Raw genomic sequence first — 18,998 nt, 5'->3', positions numbered from 1 at the left:
TCAACGGCTCGCTTCTATCAAGATTTCAACCTGCGCCAAACGTTCATGAGTCCCTACATCCACCCAGTGTCCCTTCAGGTGCTCGCCGCTGACCAGGCCCTCGGCCATGGCCTTGCGTAGCAGCGGTGCGAGTTTGAACGCGCCGTCCGAGCAGCCCTCGAACAACCGCGGATGCAAGACGGCAATGCCGCTGTAGGTCAGTTTGTCGGCAGCGTCCCCGCCATCATGAATCTGTCCGTCGGCCAGGATGAAATCGCCCCCCCGGTGGTGTTCGGGATTATCCACCAGCACCAAATGCGCCAGGCCGTCGAGAGGCCGGCGCAAGGCGCTGAGATCGTAGTCGGTCCAGATGTCGCCATTGATCACCACGAACGCTTCATCGCCCAGCAACGGCAGGGCGCGGAAAATGCCACCGCCGGTCTCCAGCGGCTCACCCTCCGGGGAGAATTGGATACTCACGCCGAAACGGGAACCGTCCCCCAGATAATCTTCGATTTGCTGACCGAGCCAGGCGTGATTGATCACAATGTCTCTGAACCCGGCCCGAGCCAAGGCACGCAGATGGTATTCGATCAAGGGAACGCCGCCGGCGCGAACCAGCGGTTTGGGCGTGGTGAGGGTCAAGGGGCGCATGCGCTCCCCCTTACCCGCCGCCAGGATCATCGCTTTCATGCTATCGCTCCGGCCGATTGCCGCAGGCTGGAGAGCAACTGATCGAGTTCCGCCAGTTCAGGACGACGGGCAATGACCGCTTCTATATAGGCAAAGAAGCGCGGCACATCGCCCAGGTAACGCGGCTTGCCGTCGCGGTGGCAAATACGCGCGAAAATCCCGATGACCTTGAGATGGCGCTGCACGCCCATCAGGTCGCTGGCCCGCAGGAAGTCCTCGAAGTCCGGCTGGACCGGAATACCTAGCGCACCGGCCTGCTGCCAGTAACCCTCGAGCCAGCCGCGCACGCGCTCATCGGGCCAACTGAGAAAAGCGTCCTTGAACAGGCATGTCACGTCATAGGTCACCGGGCCATAGACCGCATCCTGAAAGTCCAGCACGCCGGGGTTCGGTTCGCTGAGCATCAGGTTGCGCGGCATATAGTCGCGATGCACCAGCACTTTCGGCTGAGCCAGCGCGCTGTTGATCAGAAGGTCGCTGGCCTGTTGCCAGAGCGCTTGTTGAGCAGCATCGAATTCGATGCCCAGTTCATGCTTGACGTACCACTCAGGAAACAGCTCCAGCTCCCGGCGCAGCAAAGCGACGTCGTAGCTGGGCAGTGGCGCGACCATCGGCAGTTGTTGAAAAGCCATGAGGGCCTGCAAGGCATCGCGGAATAATTCGTCGGCATTTTCGTCGGTGATCACGTCCAGATAAGTCTGATTGCCCAGGTCATTGAGCAAAAGAAAACCGCGATCGAGGTCTTCGGCATAAATTTTTGGCACGTTGATGCCGGATTTCGCCAGCAAAAACGCAATGTCCACGAAGGGTTTGCAGTTTTCCTGGGGCGGTGGCGCATCCATCACGATCAAACTGCGGCCCTCGCCTTCCCAGCGGAAATAACGGCGGAAACTCGCGTCGCTGCTGGCCGCGGTCAACGTGGCCGGGGGGACGGCGCCCCAGCCCTGTTGAACAAAAAGGATCGGCAGCTGTTCATCGAGCCAAACTTTCAGGTGTTGCAAGCGTACATCTTGGTCAGGCATTGCAAGGGTCTCCGACGGCGCTAGCCGTCAAGCGGGTCATGCTTTATTATCCAGCATCTTTTTCAGACCATCGAGAGGCGTGCGGCCCACACCGCGGGCAGATGGCACGCAGGAAGCCCGGACTAATAAGATGGCATTGAAATCCCCCGCGTTTCGTAAAAAATTTCCGTTGCTGGTCACCGGCAGTCTGCTGGCCCTGCAACCCCTGGCCTCTTCATTCGTCGTCGCGGCGCAGCAGTATGACTGCTCCGTCTCCGCTTCGGGTGCCTGGGACTGTTCGCCCAAGACGCCGGCTGCTGCATTGCCGCCGCGCCCGGTGCATGACGGCAGTGCGGTTTCCGCCAGCGGCGACGCTCCGGCCGACAGCAGCTCGGGCGAAGAAGTCGGCGACAAGCCCGTGCTCGTCACCGAAGCCAAGGGCCGCGGCCTGAAGTCTCGCAGTGCGGACTACAGTCACCTGGACTGGGTTCCACGGGAGAACCTCACCCCTGCCCAATTGGCCGAAACCGGTCCTTATTGCGCTGGTGCCTATATCGAGCCTGTTCGTCCTGGCATGAATGACAAGACGGACAAAAGCGACGCTCCGACCTTCCTCGGCGCCAAGGCATCGCGCTACCAGCAGGAAGAACAGGTGGCGACGCTCGCCGGCGACGTGGTCATGCGTCAAGGCAGCATGCAGGTCGAGGCCGACGAGGCCAACCTGTACCAGGCTGAAAATCGCGGTGAGTTGAGCGGCAACGTGCGCGTTCGTGACAACGGTGCGCTGATCGTCGGCGACCACGCCGATGTGCAACTGGACACCGGCGAAGCCAAGGTCGACAACGCCGAATACGTGATGCACAAGTCGCGCATCCGCGGCAACGCGCTGTACGCCAAGCGTGCCGAAAACGCGATCATCCGCCTCAAGGACGGGACGTACACCACGTGCGAGCCGGGCAGCAACGCCTGGACGCTCAAGGGCAACAACATCACCCTGAACCCGGCTACCGGCTTCGGCACCGCGACCAACGTGACGCTGCGGGTCAAGGACTTCCCGGTCCTGTATACGCCGTACATCTATTTCCCGATCGATGACCGTCGCCAGTCCGGCTTCCTGCCGCCGACTATTGGCACCGGCAGCGATACCGGCTTTTTGCTGGTCACTCCGTATTACTTCAACCTGGCACCCAACTACGATGCCACGTTGTACCCGCGCTACATGAGCAAGCGCGGCCTGCTGATGGAAGGCGAATTCCGCTACCTGACCAAGTCCAGCGAAGGTCAGTTCGGTGCGGCGTACCTCAACGATGAAGAGGACGAACGTAGCAAGCAGTCCGACTACAGCAAGACCCGTTACATGTACAACTGGCAGCACAAGGGCGGGCTCGATTCGCGCGTGCTGACGGAAGTCGACTACACCAAGATCAGCGATCCTTATTACTTCCAGGATCTGCAGACCGACCAGATTGGTGTCGAGTCCAGGGAATACGTGAACCAGCAAGGTGCGGTCAGCTATCGGGGTGACAGCTACGTTGCGCGAGTGAATGCCCAGGCTTACCAGATGGCAACGATTTCGAAAATCACGCCGTATAACCGCCTGCCGCAGATCACCTTCAATGGCGCACTGCCGCAACACCCGTATGGTCTGGATTTCGCTTACAAGACGGAATTGGTGCGGTTTGATCGGGATTTGCGGACGGGTAACTACTCCGACGAGGACGGCAACACCGAGCCGTGGCTGGACACCAACGTTCGCGGCCTGGCAAGGGCTAACGGCAATCGCCTGAACCTGGCACCGGTCATGAGCCTGCCGATGGAGGCGACGTACGGCTACATCAAGCCGGCGCTGAAGTATCAATACACTCAGTACGACCTGGATCTGGACGGCACCGGTAAATCGCAAATCGCCGCACAATCTGCCGAAACTGATCGCCTGCGGGGTACTTACAGTGGCAGCCAGAGCCGCGGGGTTCCAATTGCCAGCATCGACAGCGGTCTGTACTTCGACCGGGACACCCAGTGGTTTGGCAGTAACTATCGTCAAACCCTGGAGCCGCGCCTGTTCTACCTCTATGTCCCAGAGAAAGATCAGAGCGACATCCCGGTTTTCGACACTGGCGAATCCACCTTCAGCTACTCCTCGCTGTTCCGGGACAACCGTTTCTCCGGCTCCGACCGTGTCGGCGACGAGAACAAACTCTCCCTGGGCGTGACCAGCCGCTGGATCCAGGAAAACGGTTTCGAGCGCCAGCGCGTCAGCGTCGGCCAGGCCTTTTACTTCAAGGACCGCGAAGTTCAACTGCCGGGCATCGATTTCAACACTCGTGAAGATGCCAAGTCAGACGTATCTCCCTACGCACTCGAGTACGAGTTCCGCTGGAACCGCGATTGGCGCACCACGGCTACCTACAACTGGGACCCGGACACCCGCAGCCCTCGCTCGGGCAGCGCGATGTTCCACTACCAGCCTGAAGACAACCCGAACAAGGTCATCAACGCCGGTTACCGCTACCGCAACGACCAGGTCCGCTACGACCAGACTACTGGCCAATGGTCCGTGGGCGGCGGCGACTACGGCACTCCCGGCACTCCGGGCTACGTGAAGGACTACTACAAAATCAAGCAGCACGACTTCTCGGTCATCTGGCCAGTCGTGCCGCAGTGGAACCTCATCAGCCGCTGGCAGTATGACTACAACCGCAACCGTACCCTGGAAGCCTTCGGTGGTTTCGAATACGACAACTGCTGCTGGAAACTGCGCCTGATCAACCGTTACTGGGTCGACTATGAAGAGTTCAGTCAAGCCGCCCCGGAAAACGAAAAGGGCGACCACGGCATCTTCCTCCAAATTGTCCTGAAGGGACTCGGCGGCCTCACCGGCGCCAAGGTAGAGAGCTTCCTCGACAAAGGCATCCAAGGTTATCGTGAACGTGAAGACCAAGCTTTCTGATTGTCTGCGCCCGCTGATGCTGGGCGCGCTGTTCCTGGGTACCGCGGCCAACGCCGCGGTACAACCCATCGACAAAGTGGTGGCCATCGTCGATAACGACGTGGTCATGCAAAGCCAGCTGGACCAGCGTGTCCACGAAGTGCAGCAGACCATCGCCAAGCGCGGAGGCGGCCTGCCGCCTCCGGGCGTGCTGGATCAACAGGTGCTCGAACGCCTGATCGTCGAAAATCTGCAATTACAGATTGGCGAACGCTCGGGCATCCGCATCACTGATGAAGAACTGAACCAGGCCGTCGGCACCATTGCCCAGCGCAACAACATGACCGTTGACCAGTTCCGCGCCGCGCTGGCTCGCGACGGCCTCTCTTACGAGGACGCTCGCGATCAGATCCGCCGCGAGATGATCATCAGCCGTGTGCGCCAGCGTCGTGTAGCCGAACGCATCCAGGTGTCCGAGCAGGAAGTGAAAAACTTTCTCGCCTCCGATCTGGGCAAAATGCAGCTTTCCGAGGAACTGCACCTCGCGAACATCCTGGTTCCTACGCCGGAAAGCGCCAACTCCGAAGCCATCCAGAATGCTTACCGCCAGGCGATGGACATCTACCAGCAGCTCAAGCAAGGCGCCGACTTCGGTCAGGTGGCCATTGCCAAGTCTGCCAGTGACAACGCACTGGAAGGCGGTGATATGGGCTGGCGCAAGGCCGCCCAACTGCCACCTCCGTTCGATCGCGAACTGAGCAGCATGGCTGTGGGTGATATCACCCAGCCAGCCCGTACGCCCGGCGGCTTCATCATTCTCAAACTGTTGGAAAAACGCGGTGGCGGTACTCAGGTGCGTGACGAAGTGCATGTTCGTCATATCCTGATCAAACCGAGCGAGATCCGCAGCGAAGCCGAAACCAAGCGCCTGGCGGAAAAGCTTTATGAGCGCATCGAAGCGGGTGAAGATTTCGCCGAGCTGGCCAAGAGCTTCTCGGAAGACCCGGGTTCAGCCCTCAACGGCGGCGACCTGAACTGGGTTGACCCGAACGCACTGGTACCCGAGTTCCGCCAGGTGATGGCCGAAACACCCCAAGGCCAGCTGTCCAAGCCGTTCAAGAGCCCTTATGGCTGGCACGTACTGGAAGTCCTTGGCCGCCGCGCCACCGACAGCACTACCCAGGCTCGTGAACAACAGGCGATGACCGTGCTGCGCAACCGCAAGTACGACGAAGAGCTGCAAACCTGGCTGCGTCAGATCCGCGACGAAGCCTACGTCGAAATCAAACTTCCTGGTGCAGACCAGGCAGCGCAGTGAAACCCAAGCGTTTCGCGCTGACACCCGGCGAGCCTGCCGGCATTGGTCCCGACCTGTGCCTGCTGCTCGCCTCGCAACCCCAGCCACATCCCCTGATAGCCATCACCAGCCGCGACCTGCTCCTCGAGCGAGCCGCGCAGTTGGGGGTGGCCGTCGACCTGCTGCCCGTGACACCGCAAGCCTGGCCGGATGTCCCGGCACCCGCCAATAGCCTGTATGTCTGGGATACGCCGCTGGGCGCCCCGGTGGTTACCGGGCAACTGGACGAGGCCAACGCGGCATTCGTCCTGCAAACCCTGACCCGCGCTGGCCAGGGCTGCCTGGACGGGAGTTTCGCCGGCATGATCACCGCTCCGGTGCATAAGGGCGTGATCAACGAATCCGGGATTGCCTTTTCCGGGCACACCGAATTCCTGGCGGACCTGACCCACACCACACAGGTGGTAATGATGCTCGCCACTCGTGGCCTGCGCGTAGCGCTGGTGACCACTCACCTGCCCTTGCGGGATGTCGCCGACGCCATCACCCCACAACGCCTGGAGCGGGTCACGCGGATATTGCACGCTGACCTGCAAGAAAAGTTCGGCATCGCCCGGCCCCGTATCCTGGTGTGTGGGCTCAACCCCCATGCCGGTGAAGGCGGGCATCTGGGCCATGAAGAAATCGACACCATAGAACCCACCTTGGAGCGCTTGCGCAGCGAGGGCATGGACCTGCGTGGCCCGCTGCCTGCCGACACTCTGTTTACCCCCAAATATCTGGAGCACTGCGACGCAGTGCTGGCGATGTACCACGATCAGGGCCTGCCCGTGCTGAAGTACAAAGGCTTCGGCGCGGCGGTCAATATAACCCTGGGCCTGCCGATCATCCGCACGTCAGTGGACCATGGCACCGCCCTGGACCTGGCCGGCAGCGGCAGGATCGATACCGGCAGCCTGCAGGTCGCCCTGGAAACCGCCTACCAGATGGCCGAGACCCATTTATGACCGAGCAATACCAACACCGCGCGCGCAAGCGCTTCGGCCAGAACTTCCTGCATGACGCAGGCGTAATCGATCGCATCCTGCGCTCCATCAATGCCAAACCTGACGATCGTCTGCTGGAGATTGGCCCGGGTCAGGGCGCCCTGACCGAAGGCCTGCTCGGCAGTGGTGCGCAACTGGACGTGGTGGAACTGGACAAGGACCTGATCCCGATCCTCAACCAGCAGTTCGCTGGCATGAGCAATTTCAACCTGCACCAGGGCGACGCGCTGAAGTTCGACTTCAAGAGCCTGGAGGCTACGCCCAACAGCCTGCGGGTGGTGGGAAATCTGCCGTACAACATCTCCACGCCGCTGATCTTTCACCTGCTGAGCAACGCTGGCCTGATCCGCGACATGCACTTCATGTTGCAAAAAGAGGTGGTCGAACGGCTCGCTGCAGGCCCTGGCGGCGGTGACTGGGGTCGCTTGTCGATCATGGTTCAGTACCACTGCCGGGTCGAACATCTGTTCAACGTCGGCCCAGGGGCATTCAATCCGCCACCAAAAGTCGATTCGGCCATCGTCCGGCTGGTGCCGCATGCCGTCCTGCCGCACCCGGCCAAGGATCATCGCCTCCTGGAGCGCGTCGTGCGCGAAGCCTTCAATCAGCGGCGCAAAACCCTGCGCAACACCCTGAAATTACTGCTCAGCAGTGCCGAAATCGAAGCCGCTGGCGTTGATGGCAGCCTGCGTCCCGAACAGTTGGACCTGGCGGCTTTCGTGCGCCTGGCCGACAAGCTCAGCGAACAGGTAGCACCGAAAGCTGACGCCAGCTGACAAGCTCATCGCTATCGGGTGGGACGTCTGGTCTACTACCCGATACTTGGCCTAGACTGATCTCATCAGCTACGCCCGCGTCCCGCTTCGCTTTTAAGGCCTTTTTTGCATGTCCGATCTTCGTTATCAGGTCGACGTCAGCGTCGCCACCCGCTTTCTGGCAGAACAGTCGCAACCCGAGCACAACCGTTTCGCCTTCGCCTACACCATTACCGTGAGCAACAACGGCTCACTGCCGGCCAGGCTGCTGTCGCGACATTGGGTCATCACCGACGGCGATGGTCATGTCGAGCATGTGCGCGGCGAGGGCGTGGTCGGCCAGCAACCGCTGATCGAGGCTGGGAAAAGCCATAGCTACAGCAGCGGGACGGTGATGACCACCCAGGTCGGCACCATGCAGGGCACCTACCAGATGCTGGCAGAGGACGGCATGCGCTTCGACGCCATCATCAAGCCCTTTCGCCTGGCGGTGCCCGGAGCCTTGCACTGATGGCTACGTATGCGGTCGGCGATCTGCAAGGTTGCCTTGACCCGCTCAAATGCCTGCTGGAACGGGTCGCCTTCGACCCGCAGAAAGACACGCTGTGGCTGGTGGGCGACCTGGTCAATCGCGGCCCACAATCGCTTGAGACCTTGCGTTTCCTCTACAACATCCGTGATTCGCTGGTCTGCGTACTCGGCAATCATGATCTGCACCTGCTGGCCGCCTGGCAGAACATCGAGCGCCTGAAAAAATCCGACACATTGAGCGAGATCCTCGATGCCCCCGATTGCGTCGAGCTGCTGGAATGGCTGCGCCTGCAAAAACTCATGCACTACGACGAGCAGCGCAACCTGGCGCTGGTGCATGCCGGTATCCCACCCCAGTGGTCCTTGCGCAAGGCGCTCAAGTGCGCCGGCGAAGTCGAACAAGCGCTGCGCGACGACAACCTGTTCGGCCCCTACCTGGATGGCATGTACGGCAATGAGCCGGTCAAATGGGATAACGATCTCACCGGCACCGCTCGTCTTCGAGTCATCACCAACTACTTCACCCGCATGCGTTTCTGCACCCGCGACGGTAAGCTGGACCTCAAGGCTAAGGACGGCATCGAGACCGCGCCACCCGGCTATGCCCCTTGGTTCAAACACAAAGAGCGCAAGACCCGTAACCTGAAGATTATTTTCGGGCATTGGGCGGCACTGGAGGGCCAATCCGACGAACCCGGGGTTTTCGCCCTTGATACCGGCTGCGTGTGGGGCAGCGCGATGACGCTGATGAACGTCGACTCGGGCGAGCAGCTGCGTTGCGAGTGTGACGAACAGGGTCACACCAAGCCCCTTCATCATTCGACCATTGCATCAGTAACCACCGCTACCATCGTTTGATCGGTGCCGCGCGTCAGGCTACAGGAGTCCTAAATGACCGCATTTAAACGTATTCCCCCAGAACAGGCCCAGGCCCTGCGTGAAACAGGCGCGGTTGTGGTCGACGTTCGAGATCCGGCCACATTCGCCGCCCTGCACATAAGCGGCTCGACCCATCTGGATAACCACTCCCTGTCCGAATTCATCCGCAATGCGGACCTCGATGCTCCCGTGGTGGTGGTCTGTTATCACGGCAACTCCAGCCAAAGCGCAGCCGCTTACCTGGTCAGCCAAGGCTTCTCCGATGTCTATAGCCTGGATGGCGGCTTTGAGCTGTGGCGCACGATTTATCCTGCAGAAACAGCCCCAGGCAACCCGGAATAATTTTTATGACGCCCAAGCCCACGTGAACCGCGGGTTTGGGTGACGGCGGACGAACGGCCTGCCACAACTTATTACGCATTCAACCTTTACCTCTCCGATTCCGAACTATCCTTAGCCTCAGGCCATCCAAAACAGGGGAGAGCCGGTACACCGGCGCGCGGGTTCATCGGGAGACAGCTTTCAGGAGACGGCATTTCTGAAAGCATTCTGGGGGGTAAACGGCAGCTGGGTTCCCAGCGGCCGACCAGCATCGACTGATTGATCCGACACCGGCTCCACGTATCGAGCGAGGTGACGTCATGAGTATTTTTAGCCACTTCCAGCAACGTTTCGAGTCCACGCGGCAGGAGGAATACTCGCTGCAGGAATACCTCGATCTCTGCAAACAGGACCGCAGCGCCTACGCATCGGCTGCTGAACGCCTGTTGCTGGCAATCGGAGAACCGGAACTGCTGGATACCTCGGCCAATTCGAGGCTTTCGCGGATCTTTTCCAACAAAGTGATTCGCCGCTATCCGACCTTCCAGGACTTCCATGGCATGGAAGAATGCATCGACCAGATCGTGTCCTATTTCCGCCACGCGGCTCAGGGTCTGGAAGAGAAGAAACAGATCCTGTACCTGCTTGGTCCCGTCGGCGGCGGTAAATCGTCCCTGGCCGAGAAGCTCAAGGAACTGATCGAAAAGGTGCCCTTCTACGCCATCAAGGGTTCGCCAGTGTTCGAATCCCCCCTGGGGCTGTTCAACGCCACCGAAGATGGCGCGATTCTGGAAGAAGACTTCGGCATTCCGCGCCGCTACCTCAATACCATCATGTCGCCATGGGCCACCAAGCGCCTGGCCGAGTTCGGTGGTGACATCAGCCAGTTCCGGGTGGTCAAGCTCTACCCTTCGATCCTCAACCAGATCGCGGTAGCCAAGACCGAACCGGGGGATGAAAACAACCAGGACATTTCGGCCCTCGTGGGCAAGGTCGATATCCGCAAGCTGGAGGAGTTTCCACAGAACGATGCCGACGCCTACAGCTATTCGGGTGCGCTGTGCCGGGCCAACCAGGGCCTGATGGAATTCGTCGAGATGTTCAAGGCACCCATCAAAGTGCTGCACCCCCTGCTGACCGCAACCCAGGAAGGCAACTACAACAGCACCGAGGGCCTGGGGGCGATTCCGTTCAGCGGCATCCTGCTGGCGCACTCCAACGAGTCGGAATGGCACACCTTCCGCAACAACAAGAACAACGAGGCCTTCATCGACCGGATCTATATCGTCAAGGTGCCGTACTGCCTGCGAGTCACCGATGAGGTGAAGATCTACGACAAACTACTGTTCAACAGCTCGCTGTCCAAGGCCCACTGCGCCCCTGACACGCTGAAAATGCTTGCCCAGTTCACCGTGCTGTCGCGCCTCAAGGAACCGGAGAACTCAAACATCTATTCGAAGATGCGGGTGTATGACGGTGAAAACCTCAAGGACACCGATCCGAAGGCCAAGTCGATCCAGGAATACCGCGACAACGCGGGGGTCGATGAAGGGATGAACGGTCTGTCCACACGCTTCGCCTTCAAGATCCTGTCCAAGGTATTCAACTTCGATCCACACGAGATCGCCGCCAACCCGGTTCACCTGCTGTATGTGCTGGAACAGCAAATCGAGCAGGAACAATTCCAGGCGGAAACCCGCGAGCGTTATCTGCGCTTCCTGAAGGAATACCTGGCTCCGCGTTATATCGAGTTCATCGGCAAGGAAATCCAGACCGCGTACCTGGAGTCCTACAGCGAATATGGGCAAAACATCTTCGATCGCTACGTGCTTTACGCGGACTTCTGGATCCAGGACCAGGAATACCGCGATCCGGAAACGGGCGAAATCCTCAACCGTGTGGCGTTGAACGAGGAACTGGAAAAAATCGAGAAACCGGCCGGGATCAGCAATCCCAAGGATTTCCGCAACGAAATCGTCAACTTTGTCTTGCGAGCCCGGGCCAACAACAACGGCAAGAACCCGACCTGGCTCAGCTACGAAAAGCTGCGAGTGGTCATCGAGAAGAAGATGTTCTCCAACACCGAAGACCTGTTGCCGGTCATCAGCTTCAACGCCAAGGCCAGCAAGGAGGACCAGCAAAAACACAACGACTTCGTCACACGCATGGTCGAACGTGGCTACACCGACAAACAGGTACGCCTGCTCTCCGAGTGGTACCTGCGGGTCCGGAAATCGCAGTGAGGCAGTAGCAAGCTACAAGCTACAAGCTGCAAGAAAAAAGCGCGTAAACCTGATATCCGGGGCACCGCGCCTACTTGCAGCTTGTAGCTCACAACTTGAAGCTGCCCAGAGGGCCACCTATGAGCTATGTGATCGACCGACGCCTAAATGGCAAGAACAAGAGCACGGTGAACCGCCAGCGGTTTCTGCGGCGTTACCGTGACCACATCAAGAAGGCCGTTGAAGAGGCGGTCAGCCGCCGCTCCATTACCGACATGGAACATGGCGAGCAGATCAGCATCCCCGGACGCGACATCGACGAGCCGGTGCTTCACCACGGGCGTGGCGGCAAACAGACCGTCGTGCACCCCGGCAACAAGGAATTCACCAGCGGCGAACACATTCCACGTCCGCAAGGCGGAGGTGGCGGGAGAGGTCCGGGCAAGGCCGGCAACTCCGGCGAGGGCATGGATGAGTTTGTGTTCCAGATTACCCAGGAGGAATTCCTTGAGTTCATGTTCGAGGACCTGGAGCTACCCAACCTGGTCAAGCGCAACCTGACCGGCACCGACACCTTCAAGACAGTACGCGCCGGCATCAGCAATGAAGGCAATCCGTCGCGCATCAATATCATCCGCACGCTTCGTTCGGCCCACGCGCGGCGCATCGCGTTGTCGGGTAGCAGCCGGGCAAAATTGCGCGAAGCCAAGGACGAACTGGCCCGTCTGAAGCGCGAAGAACCCGACAATTTTGGCGATATTCAAGAACTGGAAGCGGAGATCGAAAAACTTAGCGCACGGATCCACCGTGTGCCATTCCTCGACACTTTCGATCTCAAGTACAACCTACTGGTGAAACAACCCAACCCCAGCTCCAAGGCCGTGATGTTCTGCCTGATGGACGTGTCGGGCTCCATGACCCAGGCCACCAAGGATATCGCCAAGCGGTTCTTCATCCTGCTGTACCTGTTCCTCAAACGGAACTACGACAAGATCGATGTGGTGTTCATCCGCCACCACACCAGCGCCAGGGAAGTGGACGAAGAGGAGTTCTTCTATTCCCGGGAAACCGGCGGCACGATTGTCTCCAGTGCCCTGAAGCTGATGCAGGAAATCATGGCTGAACGCTACCCTGCCAATGAGTGGAACATCTATGCAGCCCAGGCATCCGACGGCGACAACTGGAACGATGATTCGCCCATTTGCCGCGACATCCTGATCAACCAGATCATGCCGTTCGTCCAGTACTACACCTATGTGGAAATTACTCCACGGGAACATCAGGCGTTGTGGTACGAATATGAACGCATCGCCGAAGCGTTTTCCGACACATTTGCCCAACAGCAATTGGTCTCGGCCGGGGATATCTACCCGGTCTTCCGTGAACTCTTCCAGCGCAGGTTAGTGACATGACCGCCAAAAAAGAGCAGAAACGCCAGCCCATTTCCACCGGCTCAGAATGGACGTTCGAGCTGATCCAGGCCTACGACCGAGAAATCAGCCGTATCGCGGATCGTTATGCCCTGGACACCTACCCGAACCAGATCGAGGTGATCACTGCCGAGCAAATGATGGACGCCTACGCGTCGGTCGGCATGCCGCTGGGCTATCACCACTGGTCCTACGGCAAACACTTCCTCAGTACCGAGAAATCCTACAGCCGCGGTCAAATGGGGCTGGCCTACGAGATCGTGATCAACTCCGACCCCTGCATCGCCTACCTCATGGAAGAAAACACCATCTGCATGCAGGCGCTGGTGGTGGCCCATGCGTGCTACGGCCACAACAGCTTCTTCAAGGGTAACTACCTGTTTCGCACCTGGACCGATGCCAGCTCGATCATCGATTACCTGGTATTTGCCAAGCAATACATCATGCAATGCGAGGAGCGTCACGGCATCGACGCCGTGGAAGACCTGCTGGACTCCTGCCACGCGCTGATGAACTACGGCGTGGACCGCTACAAACGACCGTATCCGATTTCCGCCGAAGAGGAACGCCGGCGTCAAAAGGACCGCGAAGAACATCTGCAAAAGCAGATCAACGATTTGTGGCGCACCATTCCCAAAGGCGCCGACAAGTACAGCGAGAAAGACAACGCGCGCTTCCCTGCCGAACCCCAGGAAAACATCCTCTACTTCATTGAAAAACACGCTCCGCTACTGGAGCCGTGGCAGCGGGAAATCGTGCGCATCGTGCGCAAGATCGCTCAGTATTTTTATCCACAGCGCCAGACCCAGGTCATGAACGAGGGTTGGGCCACGTTCTGGCATTACACGCTGATGAACGACCTGTATGACGAAGGCCTGGTCACTGACGGTTTCATGATGGAGTTCCTCACGTCCCATACCAGCGTGGTGTTCCAGCCCGGTTTCGACAGCCCGTACTACAGCGGCATCAATCCTTACGCCCTGGGCTTTGCCATGTATCGCGATATCCGGCGCATGTGCGAAGACCCTACCGAGGAAGATCGGCGCTGGTTCCCGGACATTGCCGGCTCGGACTGGTTGTCCGCCATTAAATTTGCGATGAGCAGCTTCAAGGATGAGAGCTTCATCCTGCAGTACCTCTCGCCCAAGGTCATTCGCGACCTGAAACTGTTCAGCATCCTCGATGACGACCAGAAGGATGACCTGTTGGTGCCCGCTATCCATGATGAAAGCGGGTATCGCACCATCCGCGAGACGCTGGCGGCACAATACAACCTGGGCAATCGCGAGCCCAACGTTCAGATCTACAGCATCGATCGCAGGGGCGATCGCTCGCTGACGCTGCGTCATCAGGCGCACGATCGCAAACCGCTGGGCGATTCAACCGACGAAGTCCTCAAGCACCTGCACCGCCTCTGGGGGTTCGACATTCACCTGGAAACCTTGCAGGGCGACCAGGTGATGAAAACCCATCACGTGCCGCCCAGAACCGAACAAACCGAAGGAGACTATGGCCGCCTGGACTTGGCCGTCATTCATCTTTGACCCCGTTTTCACCTCCGAACGTCTGGCGCAAAGGTTATCCTGTCGGACCAACGGAGGTTTTTTATGCAGATCTATAAAGTCGGCGGCGCCGTTCGCGATCGCCTGCTGGGCATTCCTGTCACTGACATCGATTGGGTCGTGGTGGGGGCTAGCGCCGAGGACATGCTCGCCAAGGGCTTTCGCCCGGTGGGGGCGGATTTTCCGGTATTCCTCGACCCCAAGACCGGTGAGGAATACGCCCTCGCCCGCACCGAACGCAAAAGTGGCCGTGGTTATGGTGGCTTCGTGTTCCATGCCAGCCCCGAAGTCACCCTCGAAGAGGACCTGATCCGCAGAGACCTGACGATCAACGCCATGGCCGAAGACGACCATGGCAATCTTACCGACCCGTACAACGGCCAGCGCGACCTCGAAGCCCGCCTGCTTCGCCATGTTTCTCCCGCGTTCGCCGAAGATCCCCTCCGGGTCTTGCGGGTTGCCCGCTTTGCCGCACGCTATGCTCCGTTGGGTTTCAAAGTGGCGGACGAAACCCTTGAGCTGATGCGCCAGCTCAGCGACTCTGGCGAATTGCAAGCCTTGACCGCAGAACGTAGCTGGAAAGAAATCTCCCGCGCCCTCATGGAAAGCCAGCCACAGGTGTTTATCCAGGTCCTGCGCGATTGCACAGCCCTCAAGGTTTTGTTGCCCGAGGTTGATGCACTGTTTGGCGTGCCGCAACCCGAGGCCCATCACCCTGAAATCGACACCGGCGCCCACACCCTCAGCGTGCTGGAGCAGGCGGCACTGCATGCACAGCCACTGACTGTCCGTTGGGCGTGTCTACTACATGATCTGGGCAAAGGTCTGACGCCCGAACACGAATGGCCCCGACACATCGCCCATGAGCACAAGGGCTTGAAGCTGATCAAGGCGGTCAATGAACGTTTCAAGGCCCCACGCGACTGCCAGGAACTGGCGTTATTGGTCGGTCAATACCACACCCATGGTCATCGTGCGCTCGAATTGAAGGCGTCCACTTTGCTTGAGCTGTTGCAAAGTTTTGACGTGTATCGCCGCCCCCAGCGCTTTGAGGAGTTCATCGCAGCGTGCGAAATGGATGCTCGTGGCCGCAAAGGCTTGGAGAATCGGAGTTATCCACAGGCGGATTATCTGCGCGGCGCAGCAGTGGCTGCGCGCGGAGTGGCGGTGCAACCCTTGCTGGAGAAAGGCTTCAAGGGACCTGAACTGGGGGAAGCGATCAAGCGTGAGCGGCTTCGGGCATTGAAGGCGTACAAGGATGCGGCGAACTGACGGAGCTTTGTGTCGGCTTGTATCTCGGGAGCATAGGCCGCCGCCATCGCGAGCAGGCTCGCGCCCACAGGATTTCGCGGAGCGCTCAGGGTCATCGCGATGACGTCAGGCCTGACAGCAGCTCCAAAGGCGTGAGCGGTACACCCCGCCACTCAAAAGCCACCGGAGCCAGCACCTGGTCAATCTGCGACTCATCCCACAACGTAGCGAAGTTTTTACCTACGCCAGGATGAATCCGATCGGGCGCAATCAACGACAACGGCCAAAGGACAAAGGCATTCTTGAGGATTTCGGCGCGGGGCAGGATCAAACCGTCGAAGTTGCCGACCTGCTCGCCATACAACAACACGTCGATATCCAGCGGCAGCCCCTTGCGGTCCGGGGCATAACGACCATTGTCCGCCTCGATGAACTTGAGGCGACGGTCCAGCTCCATCAGCGGCAGATCCGTAAAGGCCGACACGACGAAATTGAAAAACGGCCCGCTCTTGATCCCCACCGGCTGGCTCTCGAACACCGCCGAACAGCGTATGTCCACCAGGAAGCCGGCGAGGGCTTCAAGACCCGCGCACAAATGGGTTTCGCGCTCGATATTGCTGCCGAGCCCGAGAAAAACCTGAGTCAGCGACATCCGCGCTCGATCTCCACACCCACACCACTGGCCGCCGGCACAGCACCAGGCTTGGTCACTTTCAGCCGCAGCCAGGTAATCTTGAACTCGTCCATCAGCTCTTGAGCCAGTCGTTCGGCAAAGGTCTCGACCAACTGGAATCGGGCTTGCTCGGCAAACGCCTGGATGCGCGACGATACACTGGCGTAATCAAGCGCCAGGGTCAGGTCATCGCCTGCGGCGGCGGGACGGTTATCCCAAGCGAAACTCAGATCAAGCCGCAGACACTGGCGGATGCCTCGCTCCCAGTCGTAGGCACCAATGACCGTGTCGACTTCCAGGCCCTCGATAAACACTCTGTCCAAGCACTCTTCTCCGCAGCACGACAAGGGCGCAATGCGCCGTTAGAATCAGGGCGTCCTCGCCCGGAATAGTTAGCATGTTTTGGTTACTGGCGACTCTCGCCTACCTGCTCGGCTCGCTGTCCTTCGCCATTTTGCTCAGCCGCCTGACCGGTCGCCCGGATCCGCGAATGAGTGGCTCGGGCAATGCCGGCGCCACCAACATGCTGCGCCTGGCCGGCCGCAAACTCGCCATCCTGACCCTGCTTGGCGACCTCTGCAAAGGCCTTGTACCGGTTCTGATCGCCAATCTTGCAGGACTTTCGTTGCAGCAACAGGCCTGGATTGGTGTCTGCGCCGTCATCGGTCACTTGTTCCCGCTGTACTTTCGCTTTCGCGGCGGCAAGGGTGTCGCCACCGCCGCCGGCATGCTGCTGGGCCTGTATCCACCCGCTGCCCTGCTGGCCGTCGCTGCCTGGCTGCTGACGTTCTACCTGACCCGTACCAGCTCCCTGGCCGCACTGATCGCCACACCGCTGATCCTGCCGTTGCTGGCCTGGCAGGAGCCGGCGGTCTTGCTGCCGGTGACCGCACTCGTCGCACTGATCGTCTGGCGCCACCGAGGCAATCTACGCGACCTGTTTGCCGGGCGCGAACGGCATTTTTAGTCCGCGCGCCTTACAGAGGTGATAACTGCTCCATGGGCCAGCGCGCCTGCACGCTGATCGCCAGGCTTTCGTGCTGGCCGGCTTGCAAACGCTGGCACCCGGCGAAGGCAATCATCGCACCATTATCTGTGCAGAACTCCGGCCTGGCGTAGTAAACGTCGCCGTTCATGCTGCCGAGCATCTTCTCCAGAGATACGCGCAAAGCCTTGTTCGCGCTGACCCCGCCAGCGATCACCAAACGCTGTAGTCCGGCCTGTTTCAGGGCACGCTTGCACTTGATGGTCAAAGTCTCCACCACCGCCTGCTGGAACGCCAGCGAGATGTCGCAACGGGCTTGCTCGCCGTCGTCTGCGGCACTGACGCATTGCTGCCAGGTGTTCAGGGCGAAGGTTTTCAGGCCGCTGAAGCTGAAATCCAGACCGGGGCGGTCACACATCGGACGCGGAAACACAAAACGTCCTTCAACCCCTTGGGCCGCCAACCGTGCGATTTCTGGACCGCCCGGGTAATTGAGGCCCATCATTTTCGCAGTTTTGTCGAACGCTTCACCGGCAGCGTCGTCCAGGGTTTCCCCCAACAACTCGTATTGGCCGATGCCATCGACCCGGACCAACTGCGTATGACCGCCAGAGACCAACAAAGCGACGAACGGAAACTCTGGCGGTTGCGGCTCCAGCATCGGCGCCAGCAGATGGCCTTCCATGTGATGCACACCCAGGGCCGGGATACCCCAGGCAAAGGCCAGCGCCTGGGCGCAGGAGGCCCCCACCAGCAGCGCGCCCACCAGGCCCGGCCCGGCGGTGTAGGCAATGGCATCGATCTCGGTCGGCACACAACCGGCTTCGGCCAGGACCTGGCGGATCAAGGGCAGCATGCGCTTGACGTGATCACGGGAGGCCAGTTCGGGCACCACGCCGCCATAGGCGCGGTGCAGATCGATCTGGCTGAACAGCGCATCGGCCAGCAGGCCGCGTTCACTGTCGTATAGTGCGACACCGGTTTCGTCGCAGGAGGTTTCTAATCCCAGTACTAGCATGGGTTTGCGCCTTGTAGAGGCTGAATTCGAAGGCGCGCATAATAGTCGCCGCGTTGTGCCCCGACCAGCGGTTTTCGATCAGAGGCTTTGCATTCCGAGCGATGAGGGGTTAACATCCGCAACCCTTAAAAACCGACGTCTTCAAGTGCTCTTTTGCCGCGAGGATGTTGACCCCGGTAATGAATGAAGGTAGCTCTGGATGCCAGCCGTCAAAGTAAAAGAGAACGAACCCTTCGACGTAGCACTGCGTCGTTTCAAGCGCTCCTGCGAAAAAGCCGGTGTTCTGGCTGAAGTTCGTAGCCGCGAATTCTACGAGAAGCCGACTTCCGAGCGTAAGCGCAAAGCAGCAGCCGCTGTTAAGCGTCACGCCAAGAAAGTTCAGCGCGAACAGCGCCGCGCCGTACGTCTGTACTAATACACAGACGT

At 59.6% G+C, this 18,998-nt stretch carries 18 protein-coding genes; 13 read left to right on the top strand and 5 right to left on the bottom strand.

Features of this window, described 5'->3' with window-relative positions:
* Both murU and MA884_RS14005 read right to left on the bottom strand, forming a co-directional pair.
* Nucleotides 1-672 carry an N-acetylmuramate alpha-1-phosphate uridylyltransferase MurU gene (murU, locus tag MA884_RS14010; RefSeq protein WP_256231085.1) on the bottom strand — a complete coding sequence of 224 codons (672 nt, stop codon included), beginning with the start codon at nt 670-672 and terminating at the stop codon, nt 1-3.
* The gene (locus MA884_RS14005) at nt 669-1,694 is read right to left on the bottom strand and encodes an aminoglycoside phosphotransferase family protein (protein WP_256231084.1); all 1,026 of its coding nucleotides are present in this window, start codon (nt 1,692-1,694) and stop codon (nt 669-671) included. The genes murU and MA884_RS14005 overlap by 4 nt, the downstream gene beginning before the upstream one ends.
* A gap of 130 nt (nt 1,695-1,824) precedes the next feature.
* Between MA884_RS14005 and MA884_RS14000 the strand changes: the two genes are divergently transcribed.
* From MA884_RS14000 to MA884_RS13950, 11 genes are all read left to right on the top strand, one after another.
* Entirely contained in the window at nt 1,825-4,623 is a 2,799-nt protein-coding gene (locus tag MA884_RS14000) for an LPS-assembly protein LptD (protein WP_256231083.1), read from the top strand.
* On the top strand, nt 4,604-5,920 hold the full coding sequence (gene surA / locus MA884_RS13995; protein WP_256231082.1) for a peptidylprolyl isomerase SurA: 1,317 nt from the start codon (nt 4,604-4,606) through the stop codon (nt 5,918-5,920). The genes MA884_RS14000 and surA overlap by 20 nt, the downstream gene beginning before the upstream one ends.
* A complete protein-coding gene (pdxA, locus tag MA884_RS13990) occupies nt 5,917-6,906 on the top strand; it encodes a 4-hydroxythreonine-4-phosphate dehydrogenase PdxA (RefSeq protein WP_256231081.1) in 990 nt (329 codons plus the stop codon). The genes surA and pdxA overlap by 4 nt, the downstream gene beginning before the upstream one ends.
* On the top strand, nt 6,903-7,721 hold the full coding sequence (gene rsmA / locus MA884_RS13985) for a 16S rRNA (adenine(1518)-N(6)/adenine(1519)-N(6))-dimethyltransferase RsmA (RefSeq protein WP_256231080.1): 819 nt from the start codon (nt 6,903-6,905) through the stop codon (nt 7,719-7,721). The genes pdxA and rsmA overlap by 4 nt, the downstream gene beginning before the upstream one ends.
* A 109-nt stretch (nt 7,722-7,830) precedes the next feature.
* On the top strand, nt 7,831-8,211 hold the full coding sequence (gene apaG, locus MA884_RS13980; protein WP_256231079.1) for a Co2+/Mg2+ efflux protein ApaG: 381 nt from the start codon (nt 7,831-7,833) through the stop codon (nt 8,209-8,211).
* Nucleotides 8,211-9,089 carry a symmetrical bis(5'-nucleosyl)-tetraphosphatase gene (locus tag MA884_RS13975; RefSeq protein WP_256231078.1) on the top strand — a complete coding sequence of 293 codons (879 nt, stop codon included), beginning with the start codon at nt 8,211-8,213 and terminating at the stop codon, nt 9,087-9,089. The genes apaG and MA884_RS13975 overlap by 1 nt, the downstream gene beginning before the upstream one ends.
* A 33-nt stretch (nt 9,090-9,122) precedes the next feature.
* Entirely contained in the window at nt 9,123-9,452 is a 330-nt protein-coding gene (gene glpE / locus MA884_RS13970; RefSeq protein ID WP_256231077.1) for a thiosulfate sulfurtransferase GlpE, read from the top strand.
* A gap of 299 nt (nt 9,453-9,751) precedes the next feature.
* A complete protein-coding gene (locus tag MA884_RS13965) occupies nt 9,752-11,674 on the top strand; it encodes a PrkA family serine protein kinase (protein ID WP_047228075.1) in 1,923 nt (640 codons plus the stop codon).
* A gap of 119 nt (nt 11,675-11,793) precedes the next feature.
* Nucleotides 11,794-13,065, top strand: a complete 1,272-nt coding sequence (locus tag MA884_RS13960) for a YeaH/YhbH family protein (RefSeq protein ID WP_256231076.1) — start codon at nt 11,794-11,796, stop codon at nt 13,063-13,065.
* On the top strand, nt 13,062-14,627 hold the full coding sequence (locus MA884_RS13955) for a SpoVR family protein (protein ID WP_256231075.1): 1,566 nt from the start codon (nt 13,062-13,064) through the stop codon (nt 14,625-14,627). Before MA884_RS13960 ends, MA884_RS13955 begins: the two co-directional genes overlap by 4 nt.
* 63 nt (nt 14,628-14,690) lie before the next feature.
* On the top strand, nt 14,691-15,917 hold the full coding sequence (locus tag MA884_RS13950) for a multifunctional CCA addition/repair protein (protein WP_256231074.1): 1,227 nt from the start codon (nt 14,691-14,693) through the stop codon (nt 15,915-15,917).
* A 91-nt stretch (nt 15,918-16,008) separates the two neighbouring features.
* On the opposite strand, the gene folK is transcribed toward MA884_RS13950, so the two are convergent.
* A complete protein-coding gene (folK, locus tag MA884_RS13945; RefSeq protein ID WP_256231073.1) occupies nt 16,009-16,548 on the bottom strand; it encodes a 2-amino-4-hydroxy-6-hydroxymethyldihydropteridine diphosphokinase in 540 nt (179 codons plus the stop codon).
* Nucleotides 16,539-16,892, bottom strand: a complete 354-nt coding sequence (folB, locus tag MA884_RS13940; RefSeq protein WP_256231072.1) for a dihydroneopterin aldolase — start codon at nt 16,890-16,892, stop codon at nt 16,539-16,541. The genes folK and folB overlap by 10 nt, the downstream gene beginning before the upstream one ends.
* A 74-nt stretch (nt 16,893-16,966) precedes the next feature.
* Between folB and plsY the strand changes: the two genes are divergently transcribed.
* Entirely contained in the window at nt 16,967-17,536 is a 570-nt protein-coding gene (gene plsY, locus MA884_RS13935) for a glycerol-3-phosphate 1-O-acyltransferase PlsY (RefSeq protein WP_256231071.1), read from the top strand.
* A 10-nt stretch (nt 17,537-17,546) separates the two neighbouring features.
* Here plsY and tsaD read toward each other — a convergent pair whose 3' ends face one another.
* Complete coding sequence (gene tsaD, locus MA884_RS13930; RefSeq protein ID WP_256231070.1) at nt 17,547-18,572, bottom strand: tRNA (adenosine(37)-N6)-threonylcarbamoyltransferase complex transferase subunit TsaD; 1,026 nt, start codon at nt 18,570-18,572, stop codon at nt 17,547-17,549.
* A gap of 199 nt (nt 18,573-18,771) precedes the next feature.
* Between tsaD and rpsU the strand changes: the two genes are divergently transcribed.
* Nucleotides 18,772-18,987, top strand: a complete 216-nt coding sequence (gene rpsU, locus MA884_RS13925) for a 30S ribosomal protein S21 (RefSeq protein ID WP_002551877.1) — start codon at nt 18,772-18,774, stop codon at nt 18,985-18,987.
* Nucleotides 18,988-18,998 lie beyond the last annotated feature (11 nt).

Source organism: Pseudomonas sp. Q11, from assembly GCF_024494355.1.
GTDB lineage: Bacteria > Pseudomonadota > Gammaproteobacteria > Pseudomonadales > Pseudomonadaceae > Aquipseudomonas > Aquipseudomonas hefeiensis.
This window is presented reverse-complemented; position numbering and strand designations above follow the sequence as displayed.

Excerpts from the sequence above, each read along its gene's own strand:
- murU (WP_256231085.1), bottom strand. The coding sequence starts at position 672 with ATGAAAGCGATGATCCTGGCGGCGGGTAAGGGGGAGCGCATGCGCCCC.
- MA884_RS14005 (WP_256231084.1), bottom strand. The coding sequence starts at position 1,694 with ATGCCTGACCAAGATGTACGCTTGCAACACCTGAAAGTTTGGCTCGAT.
- MA884_RS14000 (WP_256231083.1), top strand. The coding sequence starts at position 1,825 with ATGGCATTGAAATCCCCCGCGTTTCGTAAAAAATTTCCGTTGCTGGTC.
- rsmA (WP_256231080.1), top strand. The coding sequence starts at position 6,903 with ATGACCGAGCAATACCAACACCGCGCGCGCAAGCGCTTCGGCCAGAAC.
- apaG (WP_256231079.1), top strand. The coding sequence starts at position 7,831 with ATGTCCGATCTTCGTTATCAGGTCGACGTCAGCGTCGCCACCCGCTTT.
- MA884_RS13975 (WP_256231078.1), top strand. The coding sequence starts at position 8,211 with ATGGCTACGTATGCGGTCGGCGATCTGCAAGGTTGCCTTGACCCGCTC.
- glpE (WP_256231077.1), top strand. The coding sequence starts at position 9,123 with ATGACCGCATTTAAACGTATTCCCCCAGAACAGGCCCAGGCCCTGCGT.
- MA884_RS13965 (WP_047228075.1), top strand. The coding sequence starts at position 9,752 with ATGAGTATTTTTAGCCACTTCCAGCAACGTTTCGAGTCCACGCGGCAG.
- MA884_RS13960 (WP_256231076.1), top strand. The coding sequence starts at position 11,794 with ATGAGCTATGTGATCGACCGACGCCTAAATGGCAAGAACAAGAGCACG.
- MA884_RS13955 (WP_256231075.1), top strand. The coding sequence starts at position 13,062 with ATGACCGCCAAAAAAGAGCAGAAACGCCAGCCCATTTCCACCGGCTCA.
- MA884_RS13950 (WP_256231074.1), top strand. The coding sequence starts at position 14,691 with ATGCAGATCTATAAAGTCGGCGGCGCCGTTCGCGATCGCCTGCTGGGC.
- folK (WP_256231073.1), bottom strand. The coding sequence starts at position 16,548 with ATGTCGCTGACTCAGGTTTTTCTCGGGCTCGGCAGCAATATCGAGCGC.
- plsY (WP_256231071.1), top strand. The coding sequence starts at position 16,967 with ATGTTTTGGTTACTGGCGACTCTCGCCTACCTGCTCGGCTCGCTGTCC.
- tsaD (WP_256231070.1), bottom strand. The coding sequence starts at position 18,572 with ATGCTAGTACTGGGATTAGAAACCTCCTGCGACGAAACCGGTGTCGCA.
- rpsU (WP_002551877.1), top strand. The coding sequence starts at position 18,772 with ATGCCAGCCGTCAAAGTAAAAGAGAACGAACCCTTCGACGTAGCACTG.